Source organism: Streptomyces sp. RP5T, assembly GCF_003933965.1.
Lineage (GTDB): Bacteria > Actinomycetota > Actinomycetes > Streptomycetales > Streptomycetaceae > Streptomyces.
In genome coordinates this window covers 1-26,402 of sequence record NZ_RSAJ01000009.1, presented here as the reverse complement: position 1 = coordinate 26,402, position 26,402 = coordinate 1, and the positions used below count along the sequence as shown (strand labels likewise).

22 protein-coding genes are annotated in these 26,402 nt (G+C 71.1%); 11 read left to right on the top strand and 11 right to left on the bottom strand.

Going from position 1 to position 26,402, the window contains the following annotated elements; all coding sequences use genetic code 11:
• Nucleotides 1–25: 25 nt before the first annotated feature.
• The 5 genes from EHS43_RS01940 to EHS43_RS01920 are packed head-to-tail and all read right to left on the bottom strand — an operon-like array spanning nt 26 to nt 5,056.
• Nucleotides 26–346: an L-rhamnose mutarotase gene (locus tag EHS43_RS01940; RefSeq protein ID WP_125188793.1), complete on the bottom strand. Its 321-nt coding sequence runs from the start codon at nt 344–346 to the stop codon at nt 26–28.
• A gap of 17 nt (nt 347–363) precedes the next feature.
• Nucleotides 364–1,443: a rhamnose ABC transporter substrate-binding protein gene (rhaS, locus tag EHS43_RS01935; protein ID WP_125188792.1), complete on the bottom strand. Its 1,080-nt coding sequence runs from the start codon at nt 1,441–1,443 to the stop codon at nt 364–366.
• Between the two features lie 55 nt (nt 1,444–1,498).
• Complete coding sequence (locus EHS43_RS01930; RefSeq protein ID WP_125188791.1) at nt 1,499–2,509, bottom strand: ABC transporter permease; 1,011 nt, start codon at nt 2,507–2,509, stop codon at nt 1,499–1,501.
• Nucleotides 2,502–3,542, bottom strand: coding sequence for an ABC transporter permease (locus EHS43_RS01925; protein ID WP_125188790.1), 1,041 nt, complete (start codon nt 3,540–3,542; stop codon nt 2,502–2,504). Before EHS43_RS01925 ends, EHS43_RS01930 begins: the two co-directional genes overlap by 8 nt.
• Nucleotides 3,539–5,056, bottom strand: a complete 1,518-nt coding sequence (locus EHS43_RS01920) for a sugar ABC transporter ATP-binding protein (RefSeq protein WP_125188789.1) — start codon at nt 5,054–5,056, stop codon at nt 3,539–3,541. The genes EHS43_RS01925 and EHS43_RS01920 overlap by 4 nt, the downstream gene beginning before the upstream one ends.
• Before the next feature lie 274 nt (nt 5,057–5,330).
• Between EHS43_RS01920 and rhaI the strand changes: the two genes are divergently transcribed.
• The 6 genes from rhaI (at nt 5,331) to EHS43_RS01890 (ending at nt 13,050) form a co-directional block, all read left to right on the top strand.
• A complete protein-coding gene (gene rhaI, locus EHS43_RS01915; protein ID WP_125188788.1) occupies nt 5,331–6,491 on the top strand; it encodes an L-rhamnose isomerase in 1,161 nt (386 codons plus the stop codon).
• A gap of 114 nt (nt 6,492–6,605) precedes the next feature.
• Complete coding sequence (locus EHS43_RS01910; protein ID WP_125188787.1) at nt 6,606–8,645, top strand: bifunctional aldolase/short-chain dehydrogenase; 2,040 nt, start codon at nt 6,606–6,608, stop codon at nt 8,643–8,645.
• Nucleotides 8,642–10,093, top strand: a complete 1,452-nt coding sequence (locus EHS43_RS01905; RefSeq protein WP_125188786.1) for a rhamnulokinase family protein — start codon at nt 8,642–8,644, stop codon at nt 10,091–10,093. Before EHS43_RS01910 ends, EHS43_RS01905 begins: the two co-directional genes overlap by 4 nt.
• Before the next feature lie 73 nt (nt 10,094–10,166).
• The gene (locus EHS43_RS01900) at nt 10,167–10,922 is read left to right on the top strand and encodes a (Fe-S)-binding protein (protein ID WP_053848277.1); all 756 of its coding nucleotides are present in this window, start codon (nt 10,167–10,169) and stop codon (nt 10,920–10,922) included.
• Complete coding sequence (locus tag EHS43_RS01895) at nt 10,919–12,397, top strand: LutB/LldF family L-lactate oxidation iron-sulfur protein (protein ID WP_125188785.1); 1,479 nt, start codon at nt 10,919–10,921, stop codon at nt 12,395–12,397. The genes EHS43_RS01900 and EHS43_RS01895 overlap by 4 nt, the downstream gene beginning before the upstream one ends.
• Nucleotides 12,394–13,050, top strand: coding sequence for an LUD domain-containing protein (locus EHS43_RS01890; protein WP_125188784.1), 657 nt, complete (start codon nt 12,394–12,396; stop codon nt 13,048–13,050). The genes EHS43_RS01895 and EHS43_RS01890 overlap by 4 nt, the downstream gene beginning before the upstream one ends.
• Here the strand turns inward: EHS43_RS01890 and EHS43_RS01885 are convergent.
• The 3 genes from EHS43_RS01885 to EHS43_RS01875 all read right to left on the bottom strand — a co-directional run bounded on the left by EHS43_RS01885 (nt 13,023) and on the right by EHS43_RS01875 (nt 17,420).
• Entirely contained in the window at nt 13,023–15,992 is a 2,970-nt protein-coding gene (locus tag EHS43_RS01885) for an alpha-L-rhamnosidase (RefSeq protein WP_125188783.1), read from the bottom strand. The two genes, EHS43_RS01890 and EHS43_RS01885, sit on opposite strands and share 28 nt — an antisense overlap.
• A gap of 141 nt (nt 15,993–16,133) precedes the next feature.
• Nucleotides 16,134–16,727, bottom strand: coding sequence for a hypothetical protein (locus tag EHS43_RS01880; RefSeq protein WP_125188782.1), 594 nt, complete (start codon nt 16,725–16,727; stop codon nt 16,134–16,136).
• Between the two features lie 48 nt (nt 16,728–16,775).
• Complete coding sequence (locus EHS43_RS01875) at nt 16,776–17,420, bottom strand: hypothetical protein (RefSeq protein ID WP_125188781.1); 645 nt, start codon at nt 17,418–17,420, stop codon at nt 16,776–16,778.
• Between the two features lie 389 nt (nt 17,421–17,809).
• On the opposite strand from EHS43_RS01875, the gene EHS43_RS01870 reads away from it, so the two are divergent.
• The 3 genes from EHS43_RS01870 to EHS43_RS01860 all read left to right on the top strand — a co-directional run bounded on the left by EHS43_RS01870 (nt 17,810) and on the right by EHS43_RS01860 (nt 21,123).
• A complete protein-coding gene (locus EHS43_RS01870; RefSeq protein ID WP_125188811.1) occupies nt 17,810–18,667 on the top strand; it encodes a MoxR family ATPase in 858 nt (285 codons plus the stop codon).
• Nucleotides 18,664–20,010, top strand: a complete 1,347-nt coding sequence (locus EHS43_RS01865) for a VWA domain-containing protein (RefSeq protein WP_125188780.1) — start codon at nt 18,664–18,666, stop codon at nt 20,008–20,010. The genes EHS43_RS01870 and EHS43_RS01865 overlap by 4 nt, the downstream gene beginning before the upstream one ends.
• 138 nt (nt 20,011–20,148) lie before the next feature.
• Nucleotides 20,149–21,123 carry an NAD(P)-dependent alcohol dehydrogenase gene (locus EHS43_RS01860; protein WP_125188779.1) on the top strand — a complete coding sequence of 325 codons (975 nt, stop codon included), beginning with the start codon at nt 20,149–20,151 and terminating at the stop codon, nt 21,121–21,123.
• Between the two features lie 37 nt (nt 21,124–21,160).
• On the opposite strand, the gene EHS43_RS01855 is transcribed toward EHS43_RS01860, so the two are convergent.
• The 3 genes from EHS43_RS01855 to EHS43_RS01845 form a co-directional block, all read right to left on the bottom strand.
• Nucleotides 21,161–21,520 (bottom strand): cupin domain-containing protein, encoded by a 360-nt coding sequence (locus tag EHS43_RS01855; RefSeq protein ID WP_125188778.1) that lies wholly within the window; start codon nt 21,518–21,520, stop codon nt 21,161–21,163.
• Between the two features lie 150 nt (nt 21,521–21,670).
• The gene (locus EHS43_RS01850) at nt 21,671–22,657 is read right to left on the bottom strand and encodes a threo-3-hydroxy-L-aspartate ammonia-lyase (RefSeq protein WP_125188777.1); all 987 of its coding nucleotides are present in this window, start codon (nt 22,655–22,657) and stop codon (nt 21,671–21,673) included.
• Nucleotides 22,654–23,307, bottom strand: coding sequence for a transcriptional regulator (locus tag EHS43_RS01845; protein ID WP_125188810.1), 654 nt, complete (start codon nt 23,305–23,307; stop codon nt 22,654–22,656). The genes EHS43_RS01850 and EHS43_RS01845 overlap by 4 nt, the downstream gene beginning before the upstream one ends.
• A gap of 136 nt (nt 23,308–23,443) precedes the next feature.
• Between EHS43_RS01845 and EHS43_RS01840 the strand changes: the two genes are divergently transcribed.
• Together EHS43_RS01840 and EHS43_RS01835 are read left to right on the top strand one after the other, a co-directional pair.
• Complete coding sequence (locus EHS43_RS01840; RefSeq protein WP_125188776.1) at nt 23,444–24,610, top strand: sugar MFS transporter; 1,167 nt, start codon at nt 23,444–23,446, stop codon at nt 24,608–24,610.
• A gap of 29 nt (nt 24,611–24,639) precedes the next feature.
• A complete protein-coding gene (locus EHS43_RS01835) occupies nt 24,640–26,397 on the top strand; it encodes a beta-galactosidase (protein WP_125188775.1) in 1,758 nt (585 codons plus the stop codon).
• Nucleotides 26,398–26,402: the final 5 nt, after the last annotated feature.

The following is a 26,402-nucleotide window of genomic DNA, read 5'->3' as shown; positions in this document are numbered from 1 at the left end:
CCGGGTGAGGCCTGGTGGGGAGGGGTCAGGCGAGGTGGAACACCTCGGTGAGCGGTTTCATCGCCTCGTCGGGGCGGGCTCCGTCGAGGGACTCGAAGAACTCGCCCATCTCGGCCTGCCAGCGTGCGTTGACCTCGGTGGCTTCCATCCCTGCCTTGGCGGCCTCGAAGTCCTCGGTCTCCAGGTAGCCGACGAGCAGGCCGTCGTCGCGCAGGAAGAGCGAGTAGTTGTGCCAGCCGGTGGCGGAGAGCGCTTCTCGCATCTCCGGCCACACGGCGGCGTGGCGTTCGCGGTACTCGGTGAGCCTGTCCTGACGGACCTTGAGGAGGAAACAGACGCGCTGCATGAAGTACCGCTCCGCAACTAGAAGTTGAACTGGTCGATGTTCTTGGCGGTGAACACGGTCGGCTTGCCGAGGTTGATCACGCCGTCCTTGCCGATGGTGTACGTCGTGCCGCCGGCCTTGAAGGTCTCGCCCTCCTTGCCGGTGATCTGACCGGAGGACAGGGCAACGGCGGTCTGCGCGGCCAGGGCGCCGAGCTTCGCCGGGTCCCACAGCTCGAAGCCCTCGACGGTGCCGTTCTTGACGTACTTGCGCATGTCGTTGGGGGTGCCGAGGCCGGTCAGCTTGACCTTGCCCTTGTACTTGGAGCCGGAGAGGTACTGGGCGGCGGCCTTGATGCCGACGGTGGTCGGGGAGATGATCCCCTTCAGGTTCGGGTACTCCTGGAGCAGGCCCTGGGTCTGCTGGAAGGACTGCTGGGCGTCGTCGTTGCCGTACGCGACCTTGACGAGCTTGATGTTCTTGTACTTGTCCTGCTTCAGCTCGTCCTTCATGAAGTCGATCCAGGTGTTCTGGTTCGTTGCCGTCTGGGCGGCGGACAGGATCGCGATCTCGCCCTTGTAGCCGATCTGCTCGGCGAGCAGCTGCACCTCGGTGCGGCCCAGGTCCTCGGCGGAGGCCTGCGAGACGAAGGCGTTGCGGCACTCCGGCTTGGTGTCGGAGTCGTAGGTGACGACCTTGATGTCGTTGCTCATGGCCTGCTTGAGGGCGGTGCACAGGGCGCCCGGGTCCTGCGCGGACACGGCCATCGCGTTCACCTGCTGCTGGGTGAGCGTGTTGACGTAGGAGACCTGCCCGGCGGTGTCGGTGGCGCTGGAGGGGCCGACCTCCTTGTACTTGCTGCCCAGTTCGGTCAGCGCCTGCTCGCCGCCCTTGTCCGCGGAGGTGAAGTACGGGTTGTTGACCTGCTTGGGCAGGAACCCGACGGTCAGGCCCTTCTTGGTGGCCGCGTTCGGGTCGGCCTTGGCGGTGGAGGCGGCCGAGGCGCCCTCGTCCTGCACGTCCTTCTTGGTGGTGCCGCCGCAGGCGGTGAGAGCCAGGGCGAGGGAGGTGCCGGCGGCGAGGGCCGCGCAGGTACGGCGGAGGGATGACTTACGCATGACGGATCTTCCTTACGAGGGTGAGCGGATACGAGGTTTCCTGGGTCGCCCGGGCCTAGCCGGCCGGGGTGGGCGCCTTGGACGCCGGTGTCGAGGCGGCTCGGCGGCCGGCCCTCGCAACCGAGATCTGCCGTGCGACCCGCGGGCCGAGCACGGAGAGGACCAGCAGAACGCCGGTGACGACGATCTGGGACTGTGCGGAGACGTCCTGGAGGCTCATCACGTTCTGCAGCGTGCCGAGGAGGAAGACTCCCGCGATCGCGCCGCCGAGCGTGCCCTTGCCGCCGTCGAAGTCGATGCCGCCCAGCAACACGGCTGCCACGACGGAGAGTTCGAGTCCCGTGGCATTGTCGTAGCGGGCGCTGGCGTAGTGCAGGGCCCAGAAGATGCCGGTGAGGGAGGCCATCAGGCCCGTCACCGTGAACAGGACGAGCTTCTGGCGCTTGACGCGGACGCCGGCGAACCGCGCCGCCTCCTCGCTCGCGCCGGTCGCGAACACCGACCTCCCGAACGGCGTGGCGTGCAGGACGACCACGGCGATCACGAGCAGGACGAGGAAGGGGATGAACGCCCGCGGGACGAAGGTGTCCCCGATCCGCCCGGCCGCGAAGTCCAGGTACTGGGTCGGGAAGTCGGTCACCGCGTCGGAGCCGAGCACGATCTGTGCGATGCCCCGGTAGGCGGCGAGGGTGCCGATGGTGACGGCGAGGGAGGGCAGGCCGAGCCGTGTGACGAGCAGGCCGTTGATCAGCCCGCACACCACGCCGAGCACCAGGCAGATCGGGATGATCATCTCGATCGTCAGGCCCTGGTTCCACAGGGCGCCCATCACCGCGCCGGACAGGCCGGCGGTGGAGGCGACCGAGAGGTCGATCTCGCCGGAGACCACGAGCATGGTCATGGGCAGGGCGATCAGCGCGATCGGCAGGGTGTTGCCGATCAGGAACGACAGGTTCAGCGCGTTGCCGAAGCCGTCGACGGTGCCGAAGGACAGCAGCAGGACCACGATCAGGAGTGCGCCGACCACCGTGTCCCAGCGGATCGCACGCATGAGGGAGTCAGGCATGGCGGGCGTTCCTCTTCTTCAGGGCGGAGGCCACGCGCAGCGCGACGACCCGGTCGACCGCGATGGCGAGGATGAGCAGGATGCCGTTGATGGCGAGCACCCACACCGAGCTGACGCCGAGGGCGGGCAGCACGCTGTTGATGGAGGTCAGCAGCAGGGCGCCGAGGGCCGCGCCGTAGACGCTGCCGGAGCCGCCGGTGAAGACGACACCGCCGACCACGACCGCGCTGACGACGGTCAGTTCGTAGCCGGTGCCGGTGCCCGAGTCGACGTTGCCGAAGCGGGCCAGGTACATCGCGCCGGCAAGCCCCGCGAGGCCGCCGCAGAAGGTGTACGCGGCCAGGATCCGCTTGCGCACCGGGATGCCGGCGAGCCGTGCGGCCTCGGGGTTGGAGCCGAGCGCGTACAGCTCGCGTCCGCTGCCGAAGTGCTTGAGGTAGTAGGCGGTGGCGACGAGGACCGCCAGCGCGATCATGGCCAGCCAGGGCACCGCGGAGATTCCGCCGGATCCGAAGTTCACGAAGCTGTCGGGGAGGTCGGCCGCGGTGATCTGCCGGGAGCCGACCCAGATGGAGTCGATGCCGCGGATGATGTACAGCGTGCCCAGGGTGACCACCAGCGCGGGCACCTGGCCGAGGCTGACGAGCAGGCCGTTGAGCAGGCCGAAGCCGACGCCCATCAAGACCGCGAGCACGATCGCCACGACGGGGTTGCCGCCGCCCTGGAGGTAGGTTCCGGCGGCGAAGGCGCTGATGCCGAGGGTGGAGCCGACCGAGAGGTCGACGTTCCTCGTGATCACGACCAGCGACTGGCCGGTGGCGACCAGCACCAGGATCGTGGCGTTCAGCAGCAGGTCCTTGATGCCCTGCTCGGTGAGGAAGTCGCTGTTCCCGATCTGGGTGACGACGATCATCACCAGGAAGACGACCAGGATGGCGAGCTCGCGCATCTTGAAGACGCGGTCGACGAGCCGGGTGGCACCGGCCTTGGGCACCTCGGCGGGAGGAGCCTGCTGAGGGGTGGTGACCGTCATGCGGCGGCCCTCCCGGTGGCTGCGGCCATCACGGTTTCCTCGGTGGCGTCGGAGCGCGGGATCTCGGCGGTCAGGCGGCCCTCGTGCATCACGAGCACGCGGTCGGCCATGCCGAGGATCTCGGGCAGGTCGGAGGAGATCATCAAGATGGCCACCCCGTCGGCGGCCAGCTCGCTGAGCAGCCGGTGCACCTCGGCCTTGGTGCCGACGTCGATGCCGCGGGTCGGCTCGTCGACGATGAGCACCTTGGGGCCGGTGGCCAGCCACTTGGCGAGGACGACCTTCTGCTGGTTGCCGCCCGACAGCGTGTTGACGGTGTCGGCGATCCGGGCGTACTTCACCTGGAGCTTGACGGCCCAGTCGAGGGACCGGCTGCGTTCGGCGCCGCGGTCCATCAGGCCCGCCTTGACGGTCGTGCGCAGGCCGGTGAGACCGATGTTGCGCTCGATAGACATGTCCATCACGAGGCCCTGGGCGCGCCGGTCCTCGGGGACCAGGGCGAGGCCCGCGGCCATCGCGGTGGAGGGGGCGCCGTTGACCAGCGCCCGGCCGTCCACGGAGACCTCGCCCGCGTCCCAGCGGTCGATGCCGAACACGGCCCGGGCGACCTCGGTACGGCCCGCTCCGACGAGTCCCGCCAGACCGACGATCTCGCCTCGCCTGACCTCGAACGAGACGTCGGTGAAGACGCCTTCCCGCGTCAGCCGGCTCACCGTGAGCGCGACCTCTCCGGGACGCACGTCCTGCTTGGGGTAGAGCTCTTCGAGGTCACGGCCGACCATGCGGCGGACCAGGTCGTCCTCGGTCATGCCCTCGATGGGCTCGCTGGAGATCCAGGCGCCGTCGCGCAGGGTGGTGACCGTCCGGCAGATCTGGAAGATCTCCTCCAGCCGGTGCGAGATGAACAGCACCGCGGCACCCTGCTCGCGCAGCGCCTTGACGACGCCGAAGAGGCGGGCCACCTCGCTGCCGGTCAGGGCCGCCGTGGGCTCGTCCATGATCAGGACGCGGGCCTCGAAGGACAGCGCCTTGGCGATCTCGACGATCTGCTGGTCGGCGATGGACAGGCCGCGCGCCGGTCGGTCGGGGTCGAGCTCGACGCCGAGACGCTGCATCAGGGCGAGGGTCGCGGAGTGGGTGGCCTTGTGGTCGATCCGGCCGAGAGCGCGCCGGGGCTGGCGGCCCATGAAGATGTTCTCGGCGATCGACAGGTCGGGAAAGAGCGTGGGCTCCTGGTAGATCACGGCGATACCGGCGTCGCGTGCGTCGCCGGGACCGTGGAAGACGACCGGCTCGCCGTCGAGCAGTACCTGGCCGGTGTCCGGCCGGTGCACTCCCGCGAGGGTCTTGATGAGGGTGGACTTGCCCGCGCCGTTCTCGCCGGCGAGGGCGTGCACCTCCCCGGGATACAGCTCCAGGGAGACGTCCCGCAGGGCGCGAACCGCGCCGAAGGACTTGGAGATGTCCCTGAGCGCGAGAACCGGGGCCGGACCCGTGGTGGACGGGTGGGTCATTGGAGGCTCCTCGACGACGCCGGCGGGACGGCCCTCACGGCGTCGTGAAAGGTTTCAACTTGGTTGCCGGGACGTTAGGCATGGAGCGCATGTCACGTCAATGGGTTCGTGTCGAAAAACTTTCGATGAACTCAGGTCACAGCCGGGTCACGAGCAACAGCCTTGGCCGCAGGGGTTGACACCCCCGCGAGGTCCCCATACTTTCGCGTCTTGAATCGTTTCACAGTGAAGCAGTTCGGAAGCCCTCAAGACCCGACGTCACAGGAGCCCTCAAGTGACCGAGCTCGCCGCGGTGAAGGCCGCTCTCAAGACCCAGGCCGTCGAGACGCCGTCGTGGGCGTACGGGAACTCGGGAACCCGCTTCAAGGTGTTCGCCCAGCAGGGCGTACCGCGTACCCCGCAGGAGAAACTGGAGGACGCGGCGCAGGTCCACGCGTTCACCGGGGTGGCCCCGACCGTCGCCCTGCACATCCCGTGGGACAAGGTCGAGGACTACGCCGCGCTGGCGAAGTTCGCCGAGGAGCGGGGCGTGAGGCTGGGCGCCATCAACTCCAACACCTTCCAGGACGACGACTACAAGCTGGGCAGCATCTGCCATCCGGACGCCTCGGTGCGGCGCAAGGCGCTCGACCATCTGCTGGAGTGCGTCGACATCATGGACGCGACCGGCTCCCAGGACCTGAAGCTGTGGTTCGCCGACGGTACGAACTATCCCGGTCAGGACGATCTGCGGGCCCGCCAGGACCGGCTGGCCGAGGGCCTCTCCGAGGTGTACGACCGGCTGGGTGACGGGCAGCGGATGCTGCTGGAGTACAAGTTCTTCGAGCCGGCGTTCTACTCCACGGACGTGCCGGACTGGGGCACGGCGTACGCGCACTGCCTGAAGCTCGGGCCCAAGGCGCAGGTCGTCGTGGACACCGGTCACCACGCGCCCGGCACCAACATCGAGTTCATCGTCGCCACGCTGCTGCGCGAGGGGAAGCTCGGCGGGTTCGACTTCAACTCGCGCTTCTACGCCGACGACGACCTCATGGTGGGGGCGGCCGACCCCTTCCAGCTGTTCAGGATCATGTACGAGGTCATCCGCGGCGGCGGCTTCACGCCCGACGTCGCCTTCATGCTCGACCAGTGCCACAACATCGAGGCGAAGATCCCGGCGATCATCCGTTCCGTCATGAACGTCCAGGAGGCGACCGCGAAGGCGCTGCTGGTCGACCGGGACGCTCTTGCCGTGGCCCAGCGCGAGGGGGATGTGCTGGAGGCGAACGCCGTGCTGATGGACGCGTACAACACCGATGTGCGGCCGCTGCTCGCCGAGGTGCGCGAGGAGACGGGGCTCGACGCGAACCCCATCGCCGCGTACAAGCGGTCCGGGTGGGCCGAGAAGATCGTGGCCTCGCGGGTTGGTGGGGAGCAGGCCGGTTGGGGGGCGTGAGCGTCTGCCTCGTTCTGAAGTCTGCGGGCTGCCGGCCGTCCGTGGCCGGTCGCGCAGTTCCCCGCGCCCCTAAAAGCGAGATCCCGCCCTTTCTCACGTAAGGAACCGAAAGTCATGGCACCCCACCCCGAAGCCGCCGCCCTCCTCGCCCGTTCCCGTCGGCTCGGCTCCGATCCCCGTAACACCAACTACGCCGGGGGCAACGCCTCCGCCAAGGGCACCGACACCGATCCCGTCACCGGGGGTGACGTGGAGCTGATGTGGGTCAAGGGGTCCGGGGGCGACCTCGGGACGCTGACCGAGGCCGGGCTCGCCGTGCTGCGGCTCGACCGGATGCGGGCGCTCGTCGACGTCTACCCGGGGGTGGAGCGCGAGGACGAGATGGTCGCCGCGTTCGACTACTGCCTGCACGGCAAGGGGGGCGCGGCTCCTTCCATCGACACCGCGATGCACGGACTGGTGGAGGCCGCGCACGTCGACCACCTGCACCCGGACTCCGGGATCGCGCTCGCCTGTGCCGCCGACGGGGAGAAGCTGACCGCCGAGTGCTTCGGGGACACCGTCGCCTGGGTGCCGTGGCGGCGGCCCGGCTTCCAGCTGGGACTGGACATCGCCGCCATCAAGGCGGCCAACCCGCAGGCGATCGGGGTCGTCCTCGGCGGGCACGGCATCACCGCCTGGGGCGACACGGCCGAGGAGTGCGAGAAGAACTCGCTGCACATCATCCGCACCGCCGAGAAGTTCCTGGAGGAACGCGGCAAGGCCGAGCCCTTCGGACCCGTCGTCGAGGGGTACGGCGCACTCGGCGAGGCCGAGCGGAAGGAGCGCGCGGCCGCCCTCGCGCCGTACGTCCGCGCGATCGCGTCCCAGGACAAGCCGCAGGTCGGGCACTTCAACGATACCGAGCCCGTGCTGGACTTCCTGGCCCGCGCCGAGCACCCGCGCCTCGCCGCCCTCGGCACCTCCTGCCCCGACCACTTCCTGCGGACCAAGGTGCGGCCCCTCGTCCTGGACCTGCCGCCGACGGCTCCGCTGGAGGAGGCCGTCGCGCGGCTCGGCGAACTGCACACGGAGTACCGCGACGAGTACGCCGCCTACTACCGGCGGCACGCCCTGCCCGACTCCCCCGCGATGCGCGGCGCCGACCCGGCGATCGTGCTCATCCCGGGTGTCGGCATGTTCTCCTTCGGCAAGGACAAGCAGACCGCCCGGGTCGCCGGGGAGTTCTACGTCAACGCGATCAACGTGATGCGGGGCGCCGAGGCCGTCTCGTCGTACGCGCCGATCGAGGAGTCCGAGAAGTTCCGCATCGAGTACTGGGCCCTTGAGGAGGCCAAGCTCCAGCGGATGCCGAAGCCCAAGCCGCTCGCGACGCGGGTCGCGCTCGTGACCGGGGCCGGCAGCGGGATCGGGAAGGCCATCGCGCAGCGGCTGGTCGCCGAGGGCGCGTGTGTCGTCGTCGCCGACCTCGACGGCGAGAACGCGGCCGCGGTCGCGAAGGAGCTGGGCGGGTCGGACAAGGCCGTCGCCGTGACGGTGGACGTCACCGACGAGCAGCAGATCGCCTCGGCCTTCAAGGCCGCCCTGCTCGCCTTCGGCGGGGTGGACCTCGTCGTCAACAACGCCGGCATCTCCATCTCCAAGCCGCTCCTGGAGACCTCCGCCAAGGACTGGGACCTCCAGCACGACATCATGGCGCGCGGTTCCTTCCTGGTGTCCCGTGAGGCGGCGCGGGTCATGATCGCTCAGAAGCTGGGCGGCGACATCGTCTACATCGCCTCCAAGAACGCCGTGTTCGCGGGCCCCAACAACATCGCCTACTCCGCCACCAAGGCCGACCAGGCCCACCAGGTGCGGCTGCTCGCCGCCGAGCTGGGCGAGCACGGCGTCCGCGTCAACGGCGTCAACCCGGACGGCGTGGTGCGCGGTTCGGGCATCTTCGCCGGCGGCTGGGGCGCCCAGCGGGCGGCCGTGTACGGCGTGGAGGAGGAGAAGCTGGGCGAGTTCTACGCCCAGCGGACCATCCTCAAGCGCGAGGTGCTCCCCGAGCACGTGGCGAACGCCGTGTTCGCGCTGACCGGCGGGGAGCTGACGCACACCACCGGGCTGCACGTCCCGGTCGACGCCGGCGTCGCGGCCGCCTTCCTGCGATGAGCGCGTCCGTGAAGTCGTACGCCGCGGTCGACCTCGGCGCGTCCAGCGGACGTGTCATGGTCGGCCGTGTCGGCCCGGACAGCCTGGAGCTGTCCGAGGCGCACCGGTTCGTGAACCGGCCGGTGCGGATTCCCGAGGGCCTGCGCTGGGACGTCCTCGCGCTGTACGGCGGTGTCCTGGACGGGCTGCGGGCGGCCGGTGCCCACCGCGGTGGAGGACTCGACTCCGTCGGCATCGACAGCTGGGCCGTGGACTACGGCCTGCTGGACGCCGACGGGGCCCTGCTGGGCAACCCGGTGCACTACCGGGACTCCCGGACCGAGGGGATCGCGCAGAAGGTGTGGGCGACCGTGCCCGCGTCCGAGCTCTACGCGGCGACCGGGCTGCAGTACGCGCCCTTCAACACCCTGTACCAGCTGGTGGCCGAGGAACGCACGGGCGCTCGGCGGCTGTTGCTGATCCCCGATCTGCTCACCTACTGGCTGACCGGCGAGCAGGGCACCGAGCTGACCAACGCCTCGACGACCCAGCTGATCGATCCCCGGACCCGCGGCTGGTCGTACGACACCGCGGAGCGGCTGGGCATCGACCTGGGGTTGTTCGCGCCGCTGAGGCAGCCCGGTGACGCGGCCGGTGTGCTGCGGCCCGAGGTGCTGGAGGAGACCGGGCTCACCGGGCCCGTGCCGGTGACGGCCGTGGGCTCGCACGACACCGCCTCCGCGGTGGCCGCCGTGCCCGCGTCCGGCGAGCGGTTCGCCTACATCTGCACCGGCACCTGGTCCCTGGCGGGCCTGGAGCTGGCCGCGCCGGTGCTGACGGAGGAGAGCCGGGCCGCCAACTTCACCAACGAACTGGGGCTCGACGGCACGGTCCGGTACCTGCGGAACATCATGGGGCTGTGGCTGCTCCAGGAGTGCGTACGGGCCTGGGGCGACCCGGATCTGGGCGAACTGCTGCGGGAGGCGGCCGAGGTGCCGGCGCTGCGGTCGGTGGTGGACGCCGGGGACGCGGGCTTCCTCGCGCCGGGCCGGATGCCGGAGCGGATCGCCGAGGCGTGCCGCGCCTCGGGGCAGCCGGTGCCCGTCTCGCCCGCCGAGGTCACCCGCTGCATCCTCGACTCGCTGGCCCTCGCCCACCGCAAGGCCGTCGAGGAGGCGCAGCGGCTGGCCGACCACCCGGTGGACGTCGTGCACGTCGTCGGCGGCGGGACCCGCAACGCCCTGCTCTGCCAGCTCACCGCCGACGCCTGCGGGCTGCCGGTGGTGGCGGGGCCGACCGAGGCGGCCGCGCTCGGGAACGTCCTGGTCCAGGCGCGGGCCCACGGGCTCGTCGGCGACCTCGCGGGCGGCCGTGACCTGCTCACCCGGACCCAGCCGCTGACACGCTACGAGCCCCGGGGCGACCCCGGGCACTGGCGCGCGGCGCAGGCCCGTCTCACCGGGGACTGACCCGGGTCTCCCCCGGGGCCTCGCGTCCCGGCTACGCTGCACTGATCCGATGACCGAACCACAAGGAGCCGCGATGCGTGTCGCTCTGTTCCTGACCTGCGTCAACGACACGCTGTATCCGGACACCGGGCGCGCTGTGGTGAAACTGCTGACCAGGCTGGGCGTGGACGTCGATTTCCCGATGTCCCAGACCTGCTGCGGGCAGGCGCACTACAACACCGGCTACCGGCATGAGGCGGAACCACTCGCCCGGCATTTCTCCGATGTATTCCGGGATTACGAGGCGATCGTGACGCCGTCCGGATCGTGCGGGGCGATGGTGCGGGAGCTGTATCCGCGGATGGGTGAGCGGGCCCGGGCCGAGGGGCGCGGGGAAAGCCTCGCGGCCACGCTGGCGCCGGTGGTGCCCAAGACGTACGAGCTGACGGAGTTCCTGGTGGACGTGCTGGGGGTGACGGACGTCGGGGCGTATTACCCGCACACGGTGACGTACCACCCGACCTGTCACGGACTGCGCGGCCTCGGGCTCGGTGACCGGCCGCGGCGGCTGCTCCAGGCCGTCAAGGGGCTTGAGCTGAAGGAGCTTCCGGGGGCCGACGAGTGCTGCGGGTTCGGTGGCACCTTCGCGCTGAAGAACTCCGATGTCTCGGCGGCGATGGGCGCGGACAAGGTGCGCAACGCCGAGTCGACGGGTGCCGAGGTGCTGTGCGCGGCCGACAACTCCTGTCTGATGCACATCGGTGGCACGATGGGCCGGCTGGAGTCGGGCATGCGGCCGGTGCACATCGCGGAGATCCTGGCGAGCACGGAAGAGGAGCCGGCGGTATGAGCGGGACGTATCTGGGCATGCCGGCCTTTCCCGAGGCCGCGCACGAGGCGGTCAACAACCAGACGCTGCGCGGCAATCTGCGCCACGCCACGCACACCATCCGCGCGAAGCGGGCGGCGGCCGTCGCCGAGGTCTCCGACTGGGCGGAGCTGCGCGAGGCGGGCAAGCGGATCAAGGACCACACGCTGCGTCATCTCGACCGCTACCTGGTGCAGTTGGAGGAGTCCGTGGTGGCGGCGGGCGGCACCGTCCACTGGGCCGCCGACGCCGACGAGGCCAACGACATCGTGACCCGGCTCGTGAAGATGACCGGGGAGTCGGAGGTCGTCAAGGTCAAGTCGATGGCCACGCAGGAGATCGGACTCAACGAGGCGCTGGAGGCCGCGGGCATCCGGGCCTACGAGACCGATCTCGCCGAGCTGATCGTGCAGTTGGGCAAGGACCGGCCCTCGCACATCCTCGTCCCCGCCATCCACCGCAACCGCGGCGAGATCCGGGACATCTTCGAGCGGGAGATGAGCGAGTGGGGCCGCCCGGCCCCCGAGGGCCTCACCGACACGCCCGCCGAACTGGCGGAGGCGGCCCGGCTGCACCTGCGGGAGAAGTTCCTGCGCGCCAAGGTCGGAATCTCCGGCGCCAACTTCATGGTCGCCGACACCGGCACCCTGGTGGTCGTGGAGTCCGAGGGCAACGGACGGATGTGCCTGACCCTGCCCGAGACGCTGATCTCGGTCGTCGGCATCGAGAAGATCGTGCCGACCTGGCAGGACCTGGAGGTCTTCCTCCAGACGCTGCCCCGCTCCTCGACGGCCGAGCGCATGAACCCGTACACCTCGACCTGGACCGGCACCACCGACGAGGACGGCCCGCAGAACTTCCATCTGGTGCTGCTCGACAACGGCCGCTCCGACACCCTCGCCGACGAGGTCGGCCGCCAGGCCCTGCGCTGCATCCGCTGCTCGGCCTGCCTCAACGTCTGCCCGGTCTACGAACGAGCCGGCGGGCACGCCTACGGCTCGGTCTACCCGGGACCGATCGGCGCGATCCTCAGCCCCCAACTGCGGGGCACGGCAAGCGAGATCGACGCCTCGCTGCCGTACGCCTCCTCGCTGTGCGGGGCCTGCTACGAGGTCTGCCCGGTCGCCATCGACATCCCCGAGGTGCTGGTGCATCTGCGGGAGCGGGTCGTGGAGGGCGGGCCCGTGGTCCGCGAGGGCAACAAGGTGGTGCTCAAGCCCGCCAAGGGGCACGCGGCCGAGCGGGCGGCCATGCGGGCGGCCCGCTGGGCGTTCGCACACCCCGGTGTGTTGCGCGCCGGCCAGCGGGCGGCCTCACGGACCCGGCGTCTGCATCCGCGGACCCTGCCGGGCCCCGGCAGGGCGTGGAGCGGCACCCGGGATCTGCCCGCCGTGCCGGCGGAGCCCTTCCGTGACTGGTGGCAGCGCACCAACGGCGGCAAGGAGTCGGGCAAGTGAGCAGCAGGGAACGGATCCTGGGCCGGGTGCGGCGCGCGCTGGCCGACGCGCCGGCCGCGGACACCCCCGTCGAGCGGGCCTATCTGCGGGAGCACGGCGACCGGAGCGTCGCGGAGACCGTGGAGCTGCTGGCCGAGAACCTCGCCGACTACCGGGCGATCGTGCACCGCTGCACGGCGGCCGACCTGCCGGCGACGCTCGCCGGAATGCTGGCGGCCCGCGGCGCGAGGACGGTCCTCGTGCCGCCCGGTCTCGCACCGGCCTGGCTCGCGGAGGCCGGCGCCGAGCAGATCCCGGACCGGGCCGGGAGCACCCCGCACGAACTGGACCGGATCGACAGCGTGGTCACGGCGTGTGCGGTGGCCGTCGCGGAGACCGGCACCCTCGTGCTGGACGGCGGCCCGGACCAGGGCCGCCGCCGCATCACCCTGGTCCCGGACCACCACATCTGTGTCGTCCGCGTCCCGGACCAGGTGGTCTCCTCCGTGCCGCAGGCCCTCGAACGGCTCGACCCGCTGCGCCCGTTGACCTGGATCTCCGGTCCCTCGGCGACCAGTGACATCGAGCTGGACCGCGTCGAGGGGGTGCACGGTCCGCGCACCCTGGAAGTGGTGCTGGTGGACTCTCAGGCGAGCGAGGACGTCACCTCGTAGTGTCCCGAGGGGAGTTCGTAGGAGGCGATGCCGTCCTCGAAGCCCAGGTACGCCACCTCCCGGACCTGTGAGAGGGGGGTGCCGTCCTCGCGCACGGAGTCGGGGTCGGCCGTCGGGACGCGCAGGGTCGCGGTGCTGTTGGCGGGGACCGCGACCCGGTGCGTGAACGCGCTGTCCCGGACCGTCCACGCGCTGAGGATCTCGCCGTACGGCGACCGGTGCGAGCCGGTGACCCGGGTGATCCTGCCGGTCGGGTCGAGGCGGGGCCGCAGGAAGAAGTGCTTGAAGCCGGGATAGGCCGGGTCCGTGGCGATGCCGGCCATGCTCTCGTACATCCACTCCATGATCGCGCCGTAGGCGTAGTGGTTGAAGGAGTTCATCGCGACCGGGCCGAAGCCGTCCTCCCTGGCGTACGAGTTCCAGCGCTCCCAGATGGTGGTCGCGCCGTTCCTCACCGAGTACAGCCAGGACGGCATCGCGTCCTGGTGCAGCAGCTCGTAGGCCAGGTCGACCCGCCCGTGCTCGGTGAGGACGGGAGCCAGGACGTTCACCCCGAGGAAGCCCACGGAGAGGGTGTTCTCGGCGTACCCGACGCGGGTGCTGCCGGGGTGGGCGGCCTTGTAGTCGGCGGAGTTGCCGATGTTCTGGACGAGGAGGTCGACGATCGCGCGCCGCTGGGCCCCGGTGTCGTACAGGCCGAGCTTGAGGACCCAGAGCAGCGCGGTCTGGCTGTCGTCCTCGGTCCGGGTGGGGCTGCCTCCCGGGGTCCAGGGCGGCGGGGAGCCGAGGCTGGAGCGGACCGTGAGCCGGCCGTCTTCGGTGCTCAGGTACTTGGTGACGAACGCCCGCTTGATCCGGGAGAAGAGGTCGTCGTAGGCGCGGGCCTCGGCGGTGCGGCCGGTGGCGCGGGCCATCTCGGCCATGAGCCGGGCGCTGTAGGCGTAGTAGGCGTCGCTGACGAGCTGGGTGCTGGTGACCTGGAAGGCCAGCCAGTCGCCGAAGATCGCTCCCTGCCCGGCGCCGGTGTCGCCGGTGCGCGCCCGGATCCAGTCCATGTAGGCCGTCATCGCGTCCCAGCTGCGGTCGACGATGGTGGTGTCGCCGCTCATCTGCCACACCGTCCAGGGGACGACGACCCCGCAGTCCGCCCAGCCGCTCGCCGGGTCCGGGTCGTTGTAGCGGGCGCCGGGGGCGATCCAGGTGAACTGGGCGCCGTCCGCGCCGTAGGTGCGCTGGGAGTCGATCAGGGTGTCCTGGAAGTGGCTCAGGAAGGTGACCGCGTCTGCGTTGTAGAGCCCGGTGCGGGCGAAGACCTGGGTGTCGCCGGTCCAGCCGCAGCGTTCGTCGCGCTGCGGGCAGTCGGTGGGCACCCAGAGGTAGTTGCCGCGCTGGCCCCAACGGACGTTGCTGATCAGCTGGTTGATGTCGGGGTCGTCGGTGGTGACGTGGCCGATGTCGTGGAGGGCGGAGGTGGCGGCCTTGCCGGTCAGGGCGGTGAGGGTGACCGGCTGCGAGGTGGTGACGGAGATGTGGCGGAAGCCGTAGAAGGTCAGGGAGTCCTGGTGGGTCTCGCCCTGCGGGTCGCCCTTGAGGACGTACGCGCTGGTGGCCTCGGCGGTGCGGAGGTTGGCCCGGTAGACGGAGCCCTCGGGCCCGTCCGCGCCCGCGCTGGTGTCGTTGAGCATCTCCCCCGGCCTGAAGGCGACTTCGGCTCCGGCTGGGCCCCGCAGGGTGTAGCGCAGGACGCCGACCATGTTCTGGCCGAGGTCGTACACGGCGGTCTCGCCGGGGTGCAGGGTGAGGGAGGCGGTGGCGGCCTCGGCGGGGTCGGTGACCGTGCGGGCGGGGTCGGCGACGGGATCCTCGCCGCCGGTGCGGACCGTGATCGACTGCGGCCCGCGGTCCCACTCGGGCATCAGCCGGGCCGACTCGCCGGGGTGGGCGACCAGGCGGGAGCCGGGGAACCGGGTGGTGAAGTCGTGCTCCTCGACCGCGGACCAGGTGGCGGTGTCGAAGCCGTTGGCGGTCCAGCCGGGCAGTTCCCGGCGGGCGTCGTAGGTCTGGCCGTCGTAGATGTCGTCGGCGCGGTACGGGCCGGTGTCCGTGGCCCGCCAGTCGTCGCCGGGCGCGGTCACGACGGTCTGGGTCGAGCCGTCCTCGTAGCGGATCAGGAGCTTGGCCTTGAGGGCGAGGCGGTTGCCGGTCTCGGAGTAGTAGACGCTGTTCTCGGAGACGCGGCCGTTGTACCAGCCGTTGCCCAGGACGGCGGCGAGGGTGACCTGCTGCTGCTCGGCCAGCAGGTCCGTCACGTCGTAGGTGAAGTAGTTGACGGTGGTGTCGTAGTTGGTCCAGCCCGGGGTGAGGAGTTCGTAGGTGGTGCCGCCGTCCTGGGGCACGGCGACCCGGTGCCCGTTGACGTGGGCCTCGTACACGCCGAGCGCGGAGACGTAGAGGCGGGCCGCCCCCACCCGGCCGGGCCGGAGGGCGGTCTGCCTCCTCAGGAGCGGCGCGCCCGCGCTGTTCGGTTCCTTGCCCGCCATGCAGATCCACCGCGCGCCGTCCCAGCCGGTCACCCCGTCGGAGCTGAGCAGGCCGGTCTCGAAGCGGGCGGCCGGGGCGTCGGGAAGCCTGCGCCCGTGCTCGTCCCAGACCTGGACCGTCCAGTGGTAGCGCGTCGAGGCGCGCAGCTCGGGGCCCGTGTAGCGCACGGCCACCGAGTCCGGCGCCTCGGTCCGGCCGCTGTCCCAGACGTCCGCACGGCCCTCGGCCAGATGGTCGGGGCCGGACGCCACCAGGATGCGGTACGCCGTCTGACGCCGGCCGCGGACCCGGGACGCGGTGCGCCAGCCGAATCGCGGGCGGGCCGCGTCCACGCCGAGCGGATCGGTGCGGTGCTCGACCGTCAGCCCCTCGACGGTGGTGCGGTGGACTCCGTCGGTCATGCCGTGATCCCTTCGACCGCTCGGACTTGTATCGATTCAGCCGAGTCGGCGCTTGAAGCTAGTGGCAGACGGGGTGCGTGTCCACCGTCCGCGCCGCACGGTGAAACCGTTCAGGGCCCGGGGTCCTGGCTCACCGTCACGTCAGCTGTAGACGATCGGGCAGCCGCGCCGCAGGGAGTGCTGCGCGGCACGCAGGTACAGGGCCACGTAGAACGCGGCGTCGAGGTCCTCGGCCCAGGGGCCGGGCCGTGCGGCCGCGACCCGCTTCGCCTCGCCGTCCAGGAACCACATGGTGAGGTCCAGGTTGTCGCAGGCCACGGGTATCTCGTCGAGGGGCAGCCGCACGGCCTCGGCCAGCCGTCGCGCGCAGTCGAGGATCTTCGGGGCTCCGGCGATCACCGTCGTGTCCGAGTAGGAGGACTCGACGGGCAGTTCGACCTCGGTGTCGAGTGCCACCGGCACCAGCACCGACCAGTCGAGGAGGGACTCCGGCTCGGAGGGCGCCAGCCGGTCCTGTGCGAGCCGCACGAAGCCGTCCATCGGCGGCACCAGTTTCTCCTCGAACAACGTCCCCGACCCGCGGACCAACTCCGTCTCCTCGGGCACGGACTCGTACGGCGGCAGCCCGCGACGGCGCAGTTCCTCGTTCAGCCCCGAGGCGACGGCCCCGCGGCCCTCCTCCTCGTCCTCGTCGAACCACTCCTGCGCGCCCACGCTCACCAGGTAGATCCCCATGTGCCGAAAGGTACAGCGCGCCACTGACAACGCCCCGCACTCCTCCGCTCAGGGAGCGGTCAGCAGCAGCGTGGGCAGCGTGCCCTCCAGGATGCGCTCGCGGGGCAGGGTGAGGCCGAAGTGCCGCTGGAGCACCTCCAGGCAGGCCCGGTGCACGGCCCGGTGCTCCAGGTCCTCGTCGGGGAGTCCTGCGGCGGTGAGCCGCTCCCGGACGGCGGCGACCACCTCCGGATCGCCCTCGGGACTGCCCTGCCCCCAACTCCCGTCCAGGTGAAGGTTGAACGCGCACATCAGGTTCTCGTCGTGGCGGTAGGCGAACTGCGGGGGCACCGGCTTGCCGTTCTCCTCCTCGTACTCCAGGTGGTGAACGTGCAGGCCGCCGCGGTCCACCGGCCTGCTGCCGGTACCGAACTCGCCCTGCCAGCCGCCGTACTTGATGACGTACGACCACTCGTCGAGTTCGCCGTGGCGCAGGGCGATGCCGTCCATGACCTCTCCGTACAGGCCTTCCAGCAGGTCCTGCACCTGTCGGCCGGTGAGTTCCCCGATGGCGCGGGGGCGGTTGGGCCGGTGAGCGGTCTCGGCGACGCGTCTGGCGAGCGACTCCGATTCGAGGTCGGGGGCGATCACCACGCTGTAGCCGCCCCAGGCGATGGACTGCGGTTCGGCGAGCCAGGCTATTCCGTCGGTCATGGCGGTCAACCCTGCCGTATCCGCCGGAGGGTGTCACGGAGAACCCCCCGTGGAGAGGGGTTCTGCGCCCGGTGTTCCCCGGCCCGCGCCTCCGTGGCTGCTTCAACGAGGCACACGGTGCTGACGAGGTTCCGGAGCAGTACAACCTGCGCACGCGGGCGGACTGTGCTGCGGCACGGTGGCGGCGCCGGCCGGGATCGTCCCGTTCACCGTGTCCGCACCGGCTCGGTGCCGCCCCGCCAGGGGCTCGACATCCGGCCGACGGTGGCGGTGATCGCGGCGAGCCTGGCCACGGCCTTCCGTGCCCGCTCCCACTACGTGACAGAACCGGTGAACAAGCGCTTAGATAGTTCGCGGAACGAGTCCGTGCCGCCCAGGAGGCCCCGTTGCTGTTCACATCCGTCGACGACGTCTCCGCACGCCTCGCCGAGACCGGCTACCTCGCCTCGCCCGCCGTCGCAACCACCGTCTTCCTCGCCGACCGCCTCGGCAAGCCGCTCCTGGTCGAGGGCCCCGCCGGGGTCGGCAAGACCGAGCTGGCCAAGGCGGTGGCCGAGGTCGCCGGCGCGCGGCTGGTCAGGCTCCAGTGCTACGAGGGCGTGGACGAGTCCCGGGCGCTGTACGAGTGGAACCACGCCAAGCAGCTCCTGCGCATCAGCGCGGGGCGCGACGAGACCTGGGACGAGGCCCGCACGGACATCTTCAGCGAGGAGTTCCTGCTCTCCCGGCCCCTGCTGACGGCGATCCGGGGCGACGAGCCCAAGGTGCTGCTGATCGACGAGACCGACAAGGCGGACGTCGAGGTCGAGGGACTGCTCCTGGAGGTGCTCAGCGACTTCCAGGTCACGGTCCCCGAGCTGGGCACGATCAGCGCCTCCCGCCGCCCCTTCGTCGTCCTGACCTCCAACGCCAGCCGTGAGCTGTCCGAGGCCCTGCGCCGCCGCTGCCTGTTCCTGCACATCGGGTTCCCCGAGGAGGAACTGGAGCGGCGGATCGTACGGCTGAAGGTGCCGGGCCTCGACGAGACGCTGGCGAAGTCCGTGGTGCGGGTCGTGGGGGCGCTCCGGGCCATGGACCTGCGCAAGGTGCCCTCGGTCGCGGAGACCATCGACTGGGCCCGCACGCTCCTCGCGCTCGGCGCGGACCACCTCGACGAGACGGTCGTACGGGACAGCCTGGGCGTGCTCCTCAAGCACCAGGACGACATCCTCAAGGCTGGGGCCAAGCTCGACCTGGACGCGGTGTGAGCACCGCCGAGCGGCTCACCTCCCTGGTCGGCGCCCTGCGTGCACACGGTGTGCGGATCGGAACGGGTGAGACGGTGGACGCGGCGCAGGCGGTCGAGGCGCTCGGGTTCGCCGACCGGGAACGGCTGCGGGAGGGCCTGGCCGCGACGTTGCTGCACAGCACGGCCCAACGACCGGTCTTCGACCCGGTGTTCGACCTGTATTTTCCGCGGGGCGTCGGCGCACCCGAGACCGGCCCCGCGGACCGGGAGGAGCTCCGTGAGTGGCTCGCCCGGGCCCTGGCCGCGAACGACGAGACACTGATGGCCCGCCTCGCGGCGGAGGCCGTCGACGGGTTCGGCGGGTACGGCAACTCCCCCTCCTCGGACGGCTGGTCGTCGTACCAGACCCTCGACCGGCTGCGCCCGCAGACCCTGCTCGCGCGCGTCCGGGACGACGTGCGGGGCCGGCAGGGCATGTCCGGGTTCACCGACCGGCTGCTGGAGGACGAGGTCCGGCGGCGCATCGAGGCGTTTCGCGCGCTGGTGGCGGCGGAGGCCCGGCGCCGGGTCGCGGAGCGCCGGGACCGGGACGTGATCGCCCGGCGGGCGGTGGCCCCGACGACCGACCGGGTCGACTTCCTGTTCGCCGGAAAGGACCGGCTGGCCGAACTGCGGCGTACGGTGCAGCCGTTGGCCCGCAAGCTCGCCACCCGGCTCGCGGCCCGCCGCCGCCGTGCCGCACGGGGCAGCATCGACCTGCGGCGGACCCTGCGCGGTTCGCTGTCGACGGGCGGGGTGCCGATGAAACCGGTGCTGCGCAGGCGCCGGCCGGCCCGGCCCGAACTGGTGCTGCTGTGCGATGTGTCGGGCTCGGTGTCGGGGTTCTCGGACTTCACCATGCTGCTGGTGCAGGCGCTGCACGACCAGTTCAGCAAGGTGCGGGTGTTCGCCTTCGTCAACCGCCTCGACGAGGTCACTCCGCTCCTGCGGCACGGGGCGGCCGATCCGGAGGGGCTCGGCGCCCGCATCCGCGCGGAGGCCACGCTCACGGGGTGGCACGGCAGCAGCGACTACGGCGTGGCGCTGGGCGAGTTCGTGTCGTCGTACGGGGACGCGCTGAGCCCGCGCACCACGGTCTTCGTCCTCGGTGACGCCCGTACCAACATGAGCGACCCGAACCTGCCCGCCGTCCGCGAGATCACCGAACGGGCGCGCCGCGTCTACTGGTTGAACCCGGAGGCGCGGGCGCAGTGGGGCACGGGCGACTCGGCCGCTCATGAGTACGCCGAGTCGGTGGAGATGCACGAGTGCCGCAATGTCCGCCAGCTCAGCGCCCTGGTGGGGCGACTGCTGCCCATCTGACCGCCCGCGGGGCCCACTGTCGCCGGGTCCAGGTCGTGGAACCGATTGGTTTACCTACGTCCGGCAGCGTGAACCGATCGGTTTCCGATGGCAGCGCGCGGTCTGTTCCCTACGCTCCGAACCGACGGAGGGGGACCCATGAAGGCAGTCGTGCAGGACCGGTACGGCTCGGTGGACACACTGGAGCTGAGGGAGGTGGAACGGCCCGTGCCGGCCGCCGACGAGGTACTCGTGCGGGTGCACGCGGCCTCGGTCAACGCCTACGACTGGCACTGTCTCCGCGGCGACCCGAAGATCGCCCGGCTGTCGTTCGGGCTGCGCGCGCCGAAGGTGCGGATCCGGGGCCGGGACTTCGCGGGCCGTGTCGAGGCCGTCGGCGCCGAGGTCAAGGGCCTGCACCCCGGGGACGAGGTGTACGGCGAGGCGGACGGGACCTTCGCGGAGTTCGTGTGCGCCAAGGACAGCGCGACGGACTTGAAGCCCGCCGGGTTCTCCTTCGAGCAGGCCGCCGCGATGCCGCTGGCCGCGAACACCGCGCTCATCGGGCTGCGGGACGTCGCCGGGGTCAGGGCCGGGCAGTCCGTCCTGGTGAACGGTGCCTCGGGCGGTGTGGGGACCTTCGCCGTGCAACTCGCGAAGGCGTACGGCGCCGAGGTGACCGGCGTGTGCGGCCCGCGCAACGTCGAGCTCGTCGGGTCGCTCGGGGCGGACCGGATCGTCGACTACACCCGGGAGGACTTCACCCGCGACGGGCGACGCTACGACGTGGTGCTGGACCTGGTGGGCAATCGTTCACTGGGCGAGCTGCGGCGTGCGGCGGCCCCCACCGGGGCCGTCGTGCTGTCCGGCGGGGGCGTGTTCGAGGGCGGCAGCATCCTCGGCCCCGTGCGGCTCACGCTGCGCGGGATGCTCCTCTCCCCCTTCGTCCGTCAACGGCTGCTCCAGCTCATGGCGACGGCACGCAAGGAGAACCTCGCGGCCCTGCGCGAGCTGGCCGAGGCAGGCAGGATCGCCCCGGCCGTCGAGCGGACGTATCCGCTCGACCGGGCGGCCGAGGCCATCCGGCATCTGGAGGTGGAGCACGCACGCGCGAAGATCGTCGTCACCCTGTAGGAGGTGACGGCGCGGAACCGGTGTGAACGGGTGTGCCTCACTTGCCCTTCGCGTAGTCCTTCGCCATGCCACCCGCGAAGTCGTAGACCACGCACTGCTCGTCACCGACGACCCAGGCGTCGTGCCCGGGGGCCAGCACGAAGACGTCACCGGGGCCCACCTCGCCCTCGCCGCCGTCGTCCATGGCGATGCGCATCCGGCCCTCGACCACATAGCCGTTGTGGTGGACCTCGCAGCTCTTGGTGCCCGCGATGGGTGCCACGGACTCGGACCAGCGCCAGCCCGGTTCGAAGGTGCCCACGGCGAAGTCCAGCCCGCTCATGTGGACCGCTTCGAGGTGGCCCCGCGGGAAATCGCGGCGCTCGTCCGGCTTGTCGAGCGTCTTCACCTCAAACATGACGGCTCTCCCTTCCGGCCGCGTTGTGGGCGGCCGGGGCCGGTCTCCGTCTCCCGCCCTTCCTGGGCGGCACCGGCGGGGGCCGAGCCCCATCACTCCATGGTCCGCCCGTCCAGCCGGGCCTGCCATTCGGGTGACGGCGAGGCGCCGTCAGTCCTGTCGGTCCCCGCCCGCGCAGAGCCGCGCGAAGCGGTCCGCGTCGACATTGCCACCGGAGACGATCACCCCGACCCGGCCCGGGAGGCCGCTGACCCGCCCGCTGAGCAGGGCGGCCAGCGGAGTCGCGCCGCTCGGTTCGACGACGATCCTCAGTCGCTCGAAGGCGAACCGCATGGCCGCGCGGATCTCGTCGTCGGAGACCAGCGCGATCTCGTCGACCAGCCGCAGGTTCACCGAGAAGGTCAGCTCACCGGGCGTGTCCACAGCCTGTCCGTCGGCGATGGTCTGCGGAACCGGGATGCTGACGCGCCGCCCCGCCTCCAGGGACCGCTTGGTGTCGTCGCCGGCCTCCGGTTCCACCCCGATCATGCGGATGCCCCGGTGCAGGCCCTTGGCCGCGGTCGCACTCCCCGCCATCAGGCCGCCACCGCCGACCGGCGCTAGCAGTGCCCCCAACTCGCCGGTTTCCTCCAGGAGTTCGAGGGCGGCCGTGCCCTGTCCCGCCATCACGTGCGGGTGTTCGTACGGCGGGATGAGCGTGAGGCCCCGCTCGGCGGCCAGGTCCTTGGCGATGGCCTCCCGGTCACCGGTGTAGCGGTCGTACGTGACGATCTCGGCGCCGTAGCCCTCGGTGGCCGCCCGCTTGGAGGCGGGGGCGTCCTCGGGCATGACGATCACCGCGGTGGTGCCGAGTTCGCGGGCGGCCAGGGCGACGGCCTGGGCGTGGTTCCCGGAGGAGTAGGCGGCGATGCCACGGGCCAGCTGGTCCGGACCCAACCGGGAGGCCGCGTTGTAGGCGCCGCGGAACTTGAAGGCACCGACCCGCTGGAAGTTCTCGCACTTGAGGAAGACCTCGGCGCCGACCCTGGCATCGAGGGTGCGGGAGCGCAGCACCGGTGTGCGGTGGGCGACGCCCCGGAGCCGGGCGGCCGCGTCCTGGACGTCGTCCAGGGTGACCGGTGGGATGGTGGTCGTCACGAGTGGCCTCCTGTGTTCGCCTGTTTCCGGGACTGGGACAGATAGCTGTAGGCGGAGGCGCGGGAGATGCCGAGCCGTCCGGCCACCTGCTCGATCGCCCGGCGGACCGCGAACACGCCCCGTTCGTCCAGGCTGCGGAACAGGTCGAGGCGCCCGGCGCGGTCGAGCAGCGCCCACGACTGGTGGCGGTGCGCGTCGAGCATGACGTCGACGACGGAGTCGATGTCGTCGCCGAAGGTGGTGACGGGGGGTTCCCCGGGGGCGGTGCCGATCCCGGCCAGGGCCCCAAGCAGGGCGTGCACCTCGCTCGCCGCGGTGACGTCGACATTGACGCACAACGCGCCGAAGACCGCGCCCGAGGAGTCCCGGAGGAGCATCGTCGACGACTTGACGAGCTTGCCGGTGTCGGTCCGGGTGACGTAGTTCAGCTCGTCGGCCGCCTCGTCGCCCCGGGCCACCATGCGCAGGCCGATCTCACTCATCGCCCCGCCCACCGTGCGCCCGGTCACCGAGCCGGCGATGGCCACCACCGAGTTCTCGGGCCGCCGGTAGTCGTGCAGCACCACCTCGCACACCGGTCCGAAGGTCGCCGCGATCCCGTCGACGACCGACGTGAGCGCGGCGATGATCGCGTCCCGCTCGGCCTCCATCACGTCCTCCTGCTTCTTCGCCACGACTCCTAGACTAACAATCCAGCGACTGGACCACCAGTCCAATTCATCGATCCGTTCCCTCGCACCTCCACGGATCTTGACGGCCGGGATGTTACCGGTAACATCAGTCTCCATGTCCTCGACACTGGCGCCCGCGCGCACCCCGGTCTTCAGTCCGGCCGCAGTGGTCGCCTCCTGCGTCGGTTTCGTGCTCATCGGCGCGCTCCAGGCGCTGTACGGTCCGGCGATCCCCGCCTTCCGGGAGGAGTTCGGGCTGTCGCCCTCCGGGGCCGGACTCGGGCTGAGCGCCCACTTCGTGGGTGGCGTGGCCGGTGTCCTGCTGTTCGACCGGCTCTTCGGCAAGGTCGGCAACCGGCGGATCCTGGGCGCCTCGTACCTGCTGATGGCGCTCGGCGCGGCGGGCTTCGCGCTCGCCCCGGACTGGCCCCCCGCCCTGGCCGCGGCGCTGCTCGCCGGTCTCGGCTTCGGCGGCATCGACTACGGACTGAACCAGCTCTTCGCGGTCGGCTTCGGCCACCGTTCGACCGCCATGCTGAACATCCTCAACGCGCACTTCGGTGTGGGCGCGATCCTCGGTCCGGCCCTGATCGGCGTGGTGGGGGCCGGGCACTATCCGGCGGTCTTCCTCGGTTTCGCGCTCGTCAACCTGCCGTTGCTGCTCTGTCTGAAGGGCGTACGGGACCGGCCGCCGCAGCCGTCCGGCACGGTCACCGACGCGCCCGGGGTTCTCGGCCGCAGCCTGGCCTCCGTGCTCTGCGTGTTCGTCGCGCTCTACGTCCTGCACGTGGGCATCGAGGCGGGCGTCGGAGGCTGGGAGCCCACGCATCTGGAGACCGTGGGGTACGGCGCCGGGGTGGCCGCGACCGCGACCTCCGTCTACTGGCTGATGATGACGGTGGGCCGTTTCCTGGTCGCCCCGCTCGCGCTGCGGTTCTCGGCGCAGGCCATCATCACCGTGTCCTGCGCGGGCATGACGCTCTGTCTGCTCCTCGCTTCGACAGGGGAGTTGGCGCCCTACGCCTACGCGGGCGTCGGTCTGTTCATCGCGCCGATCTTCCCCACCGGTCTGCCCTGGCTGCACCGGGCCGCCCCCGGCGCCCGGCGGGCCGGTGCCCTGGTCATCGCCGCGTCCATGATCGGCGGTGTGGCGGCGGGACCGGCACTGGGCAAGGCCATCGAGTGGTCCGGGATCCGTGCCGTCCCCCTCCTGCTGAGCGCCGTGTCGGCCGTGTGCCTGGCCGCGACCGTCTGGCTTGCCCGCAGCACCCGAACCCCCTGAATTCCCGCTGACTGGAAGGGATGCCCCGCATGCCCGCTCTGACGACGTCCAACGACGGTTTCCTCCTGCACGGCGAGCCGTTCCGGATCATCTCCGGAGCCATGCACTACTTCCGTATCCACCCCGACCAGTGGACCGACCGGCTGCGCAAGGCCCGGCTGATGGGCCTCAACACCATCGAGACCTATCTGCCGTGGAACCTCCACGAGCCGGAGCCGGGCCGGCTCGTCCTGGACGGCTTCCTCGACCTGCCCCGCTGGCTGCGTCTGGCCCAGGACGAGGGCCTACACGTCCTGTTGCGCCCGGGGCCGTTCATCTGTGCCGAGTGGGACGACGGCGGTCTGCCCGCCTGGCTGCTCGCGGACCCCGACACAAGGCTGCGCAGCAGCGACCCGCGGTTCACGGCGGCGTTCGACGGCTACCTGGACCAACTGCTGCCCGCGCTGCGCCCGTTCATGGCCGCGCACGGCGGTCCGGTGATCGCCGTGCAGGTGGAGAACGAGTACGGGGCGTACGGCGACGACACCGCGTATCTCAAGCACGTCCACCAGGCGCTGCGCGACCGCGGTGTCGAGGAGTTGCTGTACACCTGCGACCAGGCGAACGCCGAACACCTGGCGGCCGGCACCCTGCCGGGCACGCTCGCCACGGTCACCTTCGGCAGCCGGGTCGAGGAGAACCTGGCCGCCCTGCGCGCCCACCAGCCCCAAGGCCCGCTGATGTGCTCGGAGTTCTGGGTCGGCTGGTTCGACCACTGGGGCGGTCCGCACCACGTACGCTCCGCCGCCGACGCCGCGGCCGACCTGGACCGCCTGCTGTCGGCCGGCGCCTCGGTCAACATCTACATGTTCCACGGCGGCACCAACTTCGGCTTCACCAACGGCGCCAACCACAAGCACGCCTACGAACCCACCGTCACGTCCTACGACTACGACGCCCCGCTCACCGAGAGCGGCGACCCGGGACCGAAGTACCACGCGTTCCGTGAGGTGATCGCCCGTCACACGCACGTGCCGGAGCAGCCGTCGCCCTCGCCCGCGCCCAAACTCCCGCCCAGGGACGTCGACCTGGACCACCGGGCCCCACTGCTGCCGTACGTCGGGGCACTGTCGCCGACGCGCACCGGCACCCCGGTGACGATGAACGAGCTGGGGGTGCACACCGGTTACGTGCTCTACCGCACCGCGCTTCCAGGCTCCGGCGACGGCCTGCTGCACTTCCCGGGCGGGGTCGGGGACCGCGCCCAGGTCTTCGTGGACGGCGCCCCGGCCGGCGTACTGGAGCGCGAGCGGCACGACGAGACCCTCGCGGTACGCGTGCCACGGGCCGGTTCCGTCCTTGAGGTCCTGGTGGAGAACATGGGCGGGGTCAACTACGGGCCGCGCATCGGGGCGCCCAAGGGGCTGCTCGGGCCGGTGTCGTTCCAGGGTGCCGAACTGAGCGGCTGGGAGTGCCGGCCGGTGCCGCTGGACGACCTGGCCGCCGTGCCGTTCGAGCCGTCGGGGGCGTCCACGGACGCGGTGCCCGCCTTCCACCGGGGCACCTTCGAGGTGGCGAGCCCGGCGGACACCTTCCTCTCGCTGCCAGGCTGGACCAAGGGGCAGGCCTGGGTCAACGGCTTCCACCTGGGCCGCTACTGGAACCGGGGTCCGCAGCACACCCTGTACGTCCCCGCCCCCGTCCTGCGCGCCGGCGCCAACGAACGGGTCCTGCTGGTGCTGCACGCCACCACCGGCACGCGCGCCCGGCTCACCGACACGCCCGACCTCGGACCGGAGACCGACTGATGTCC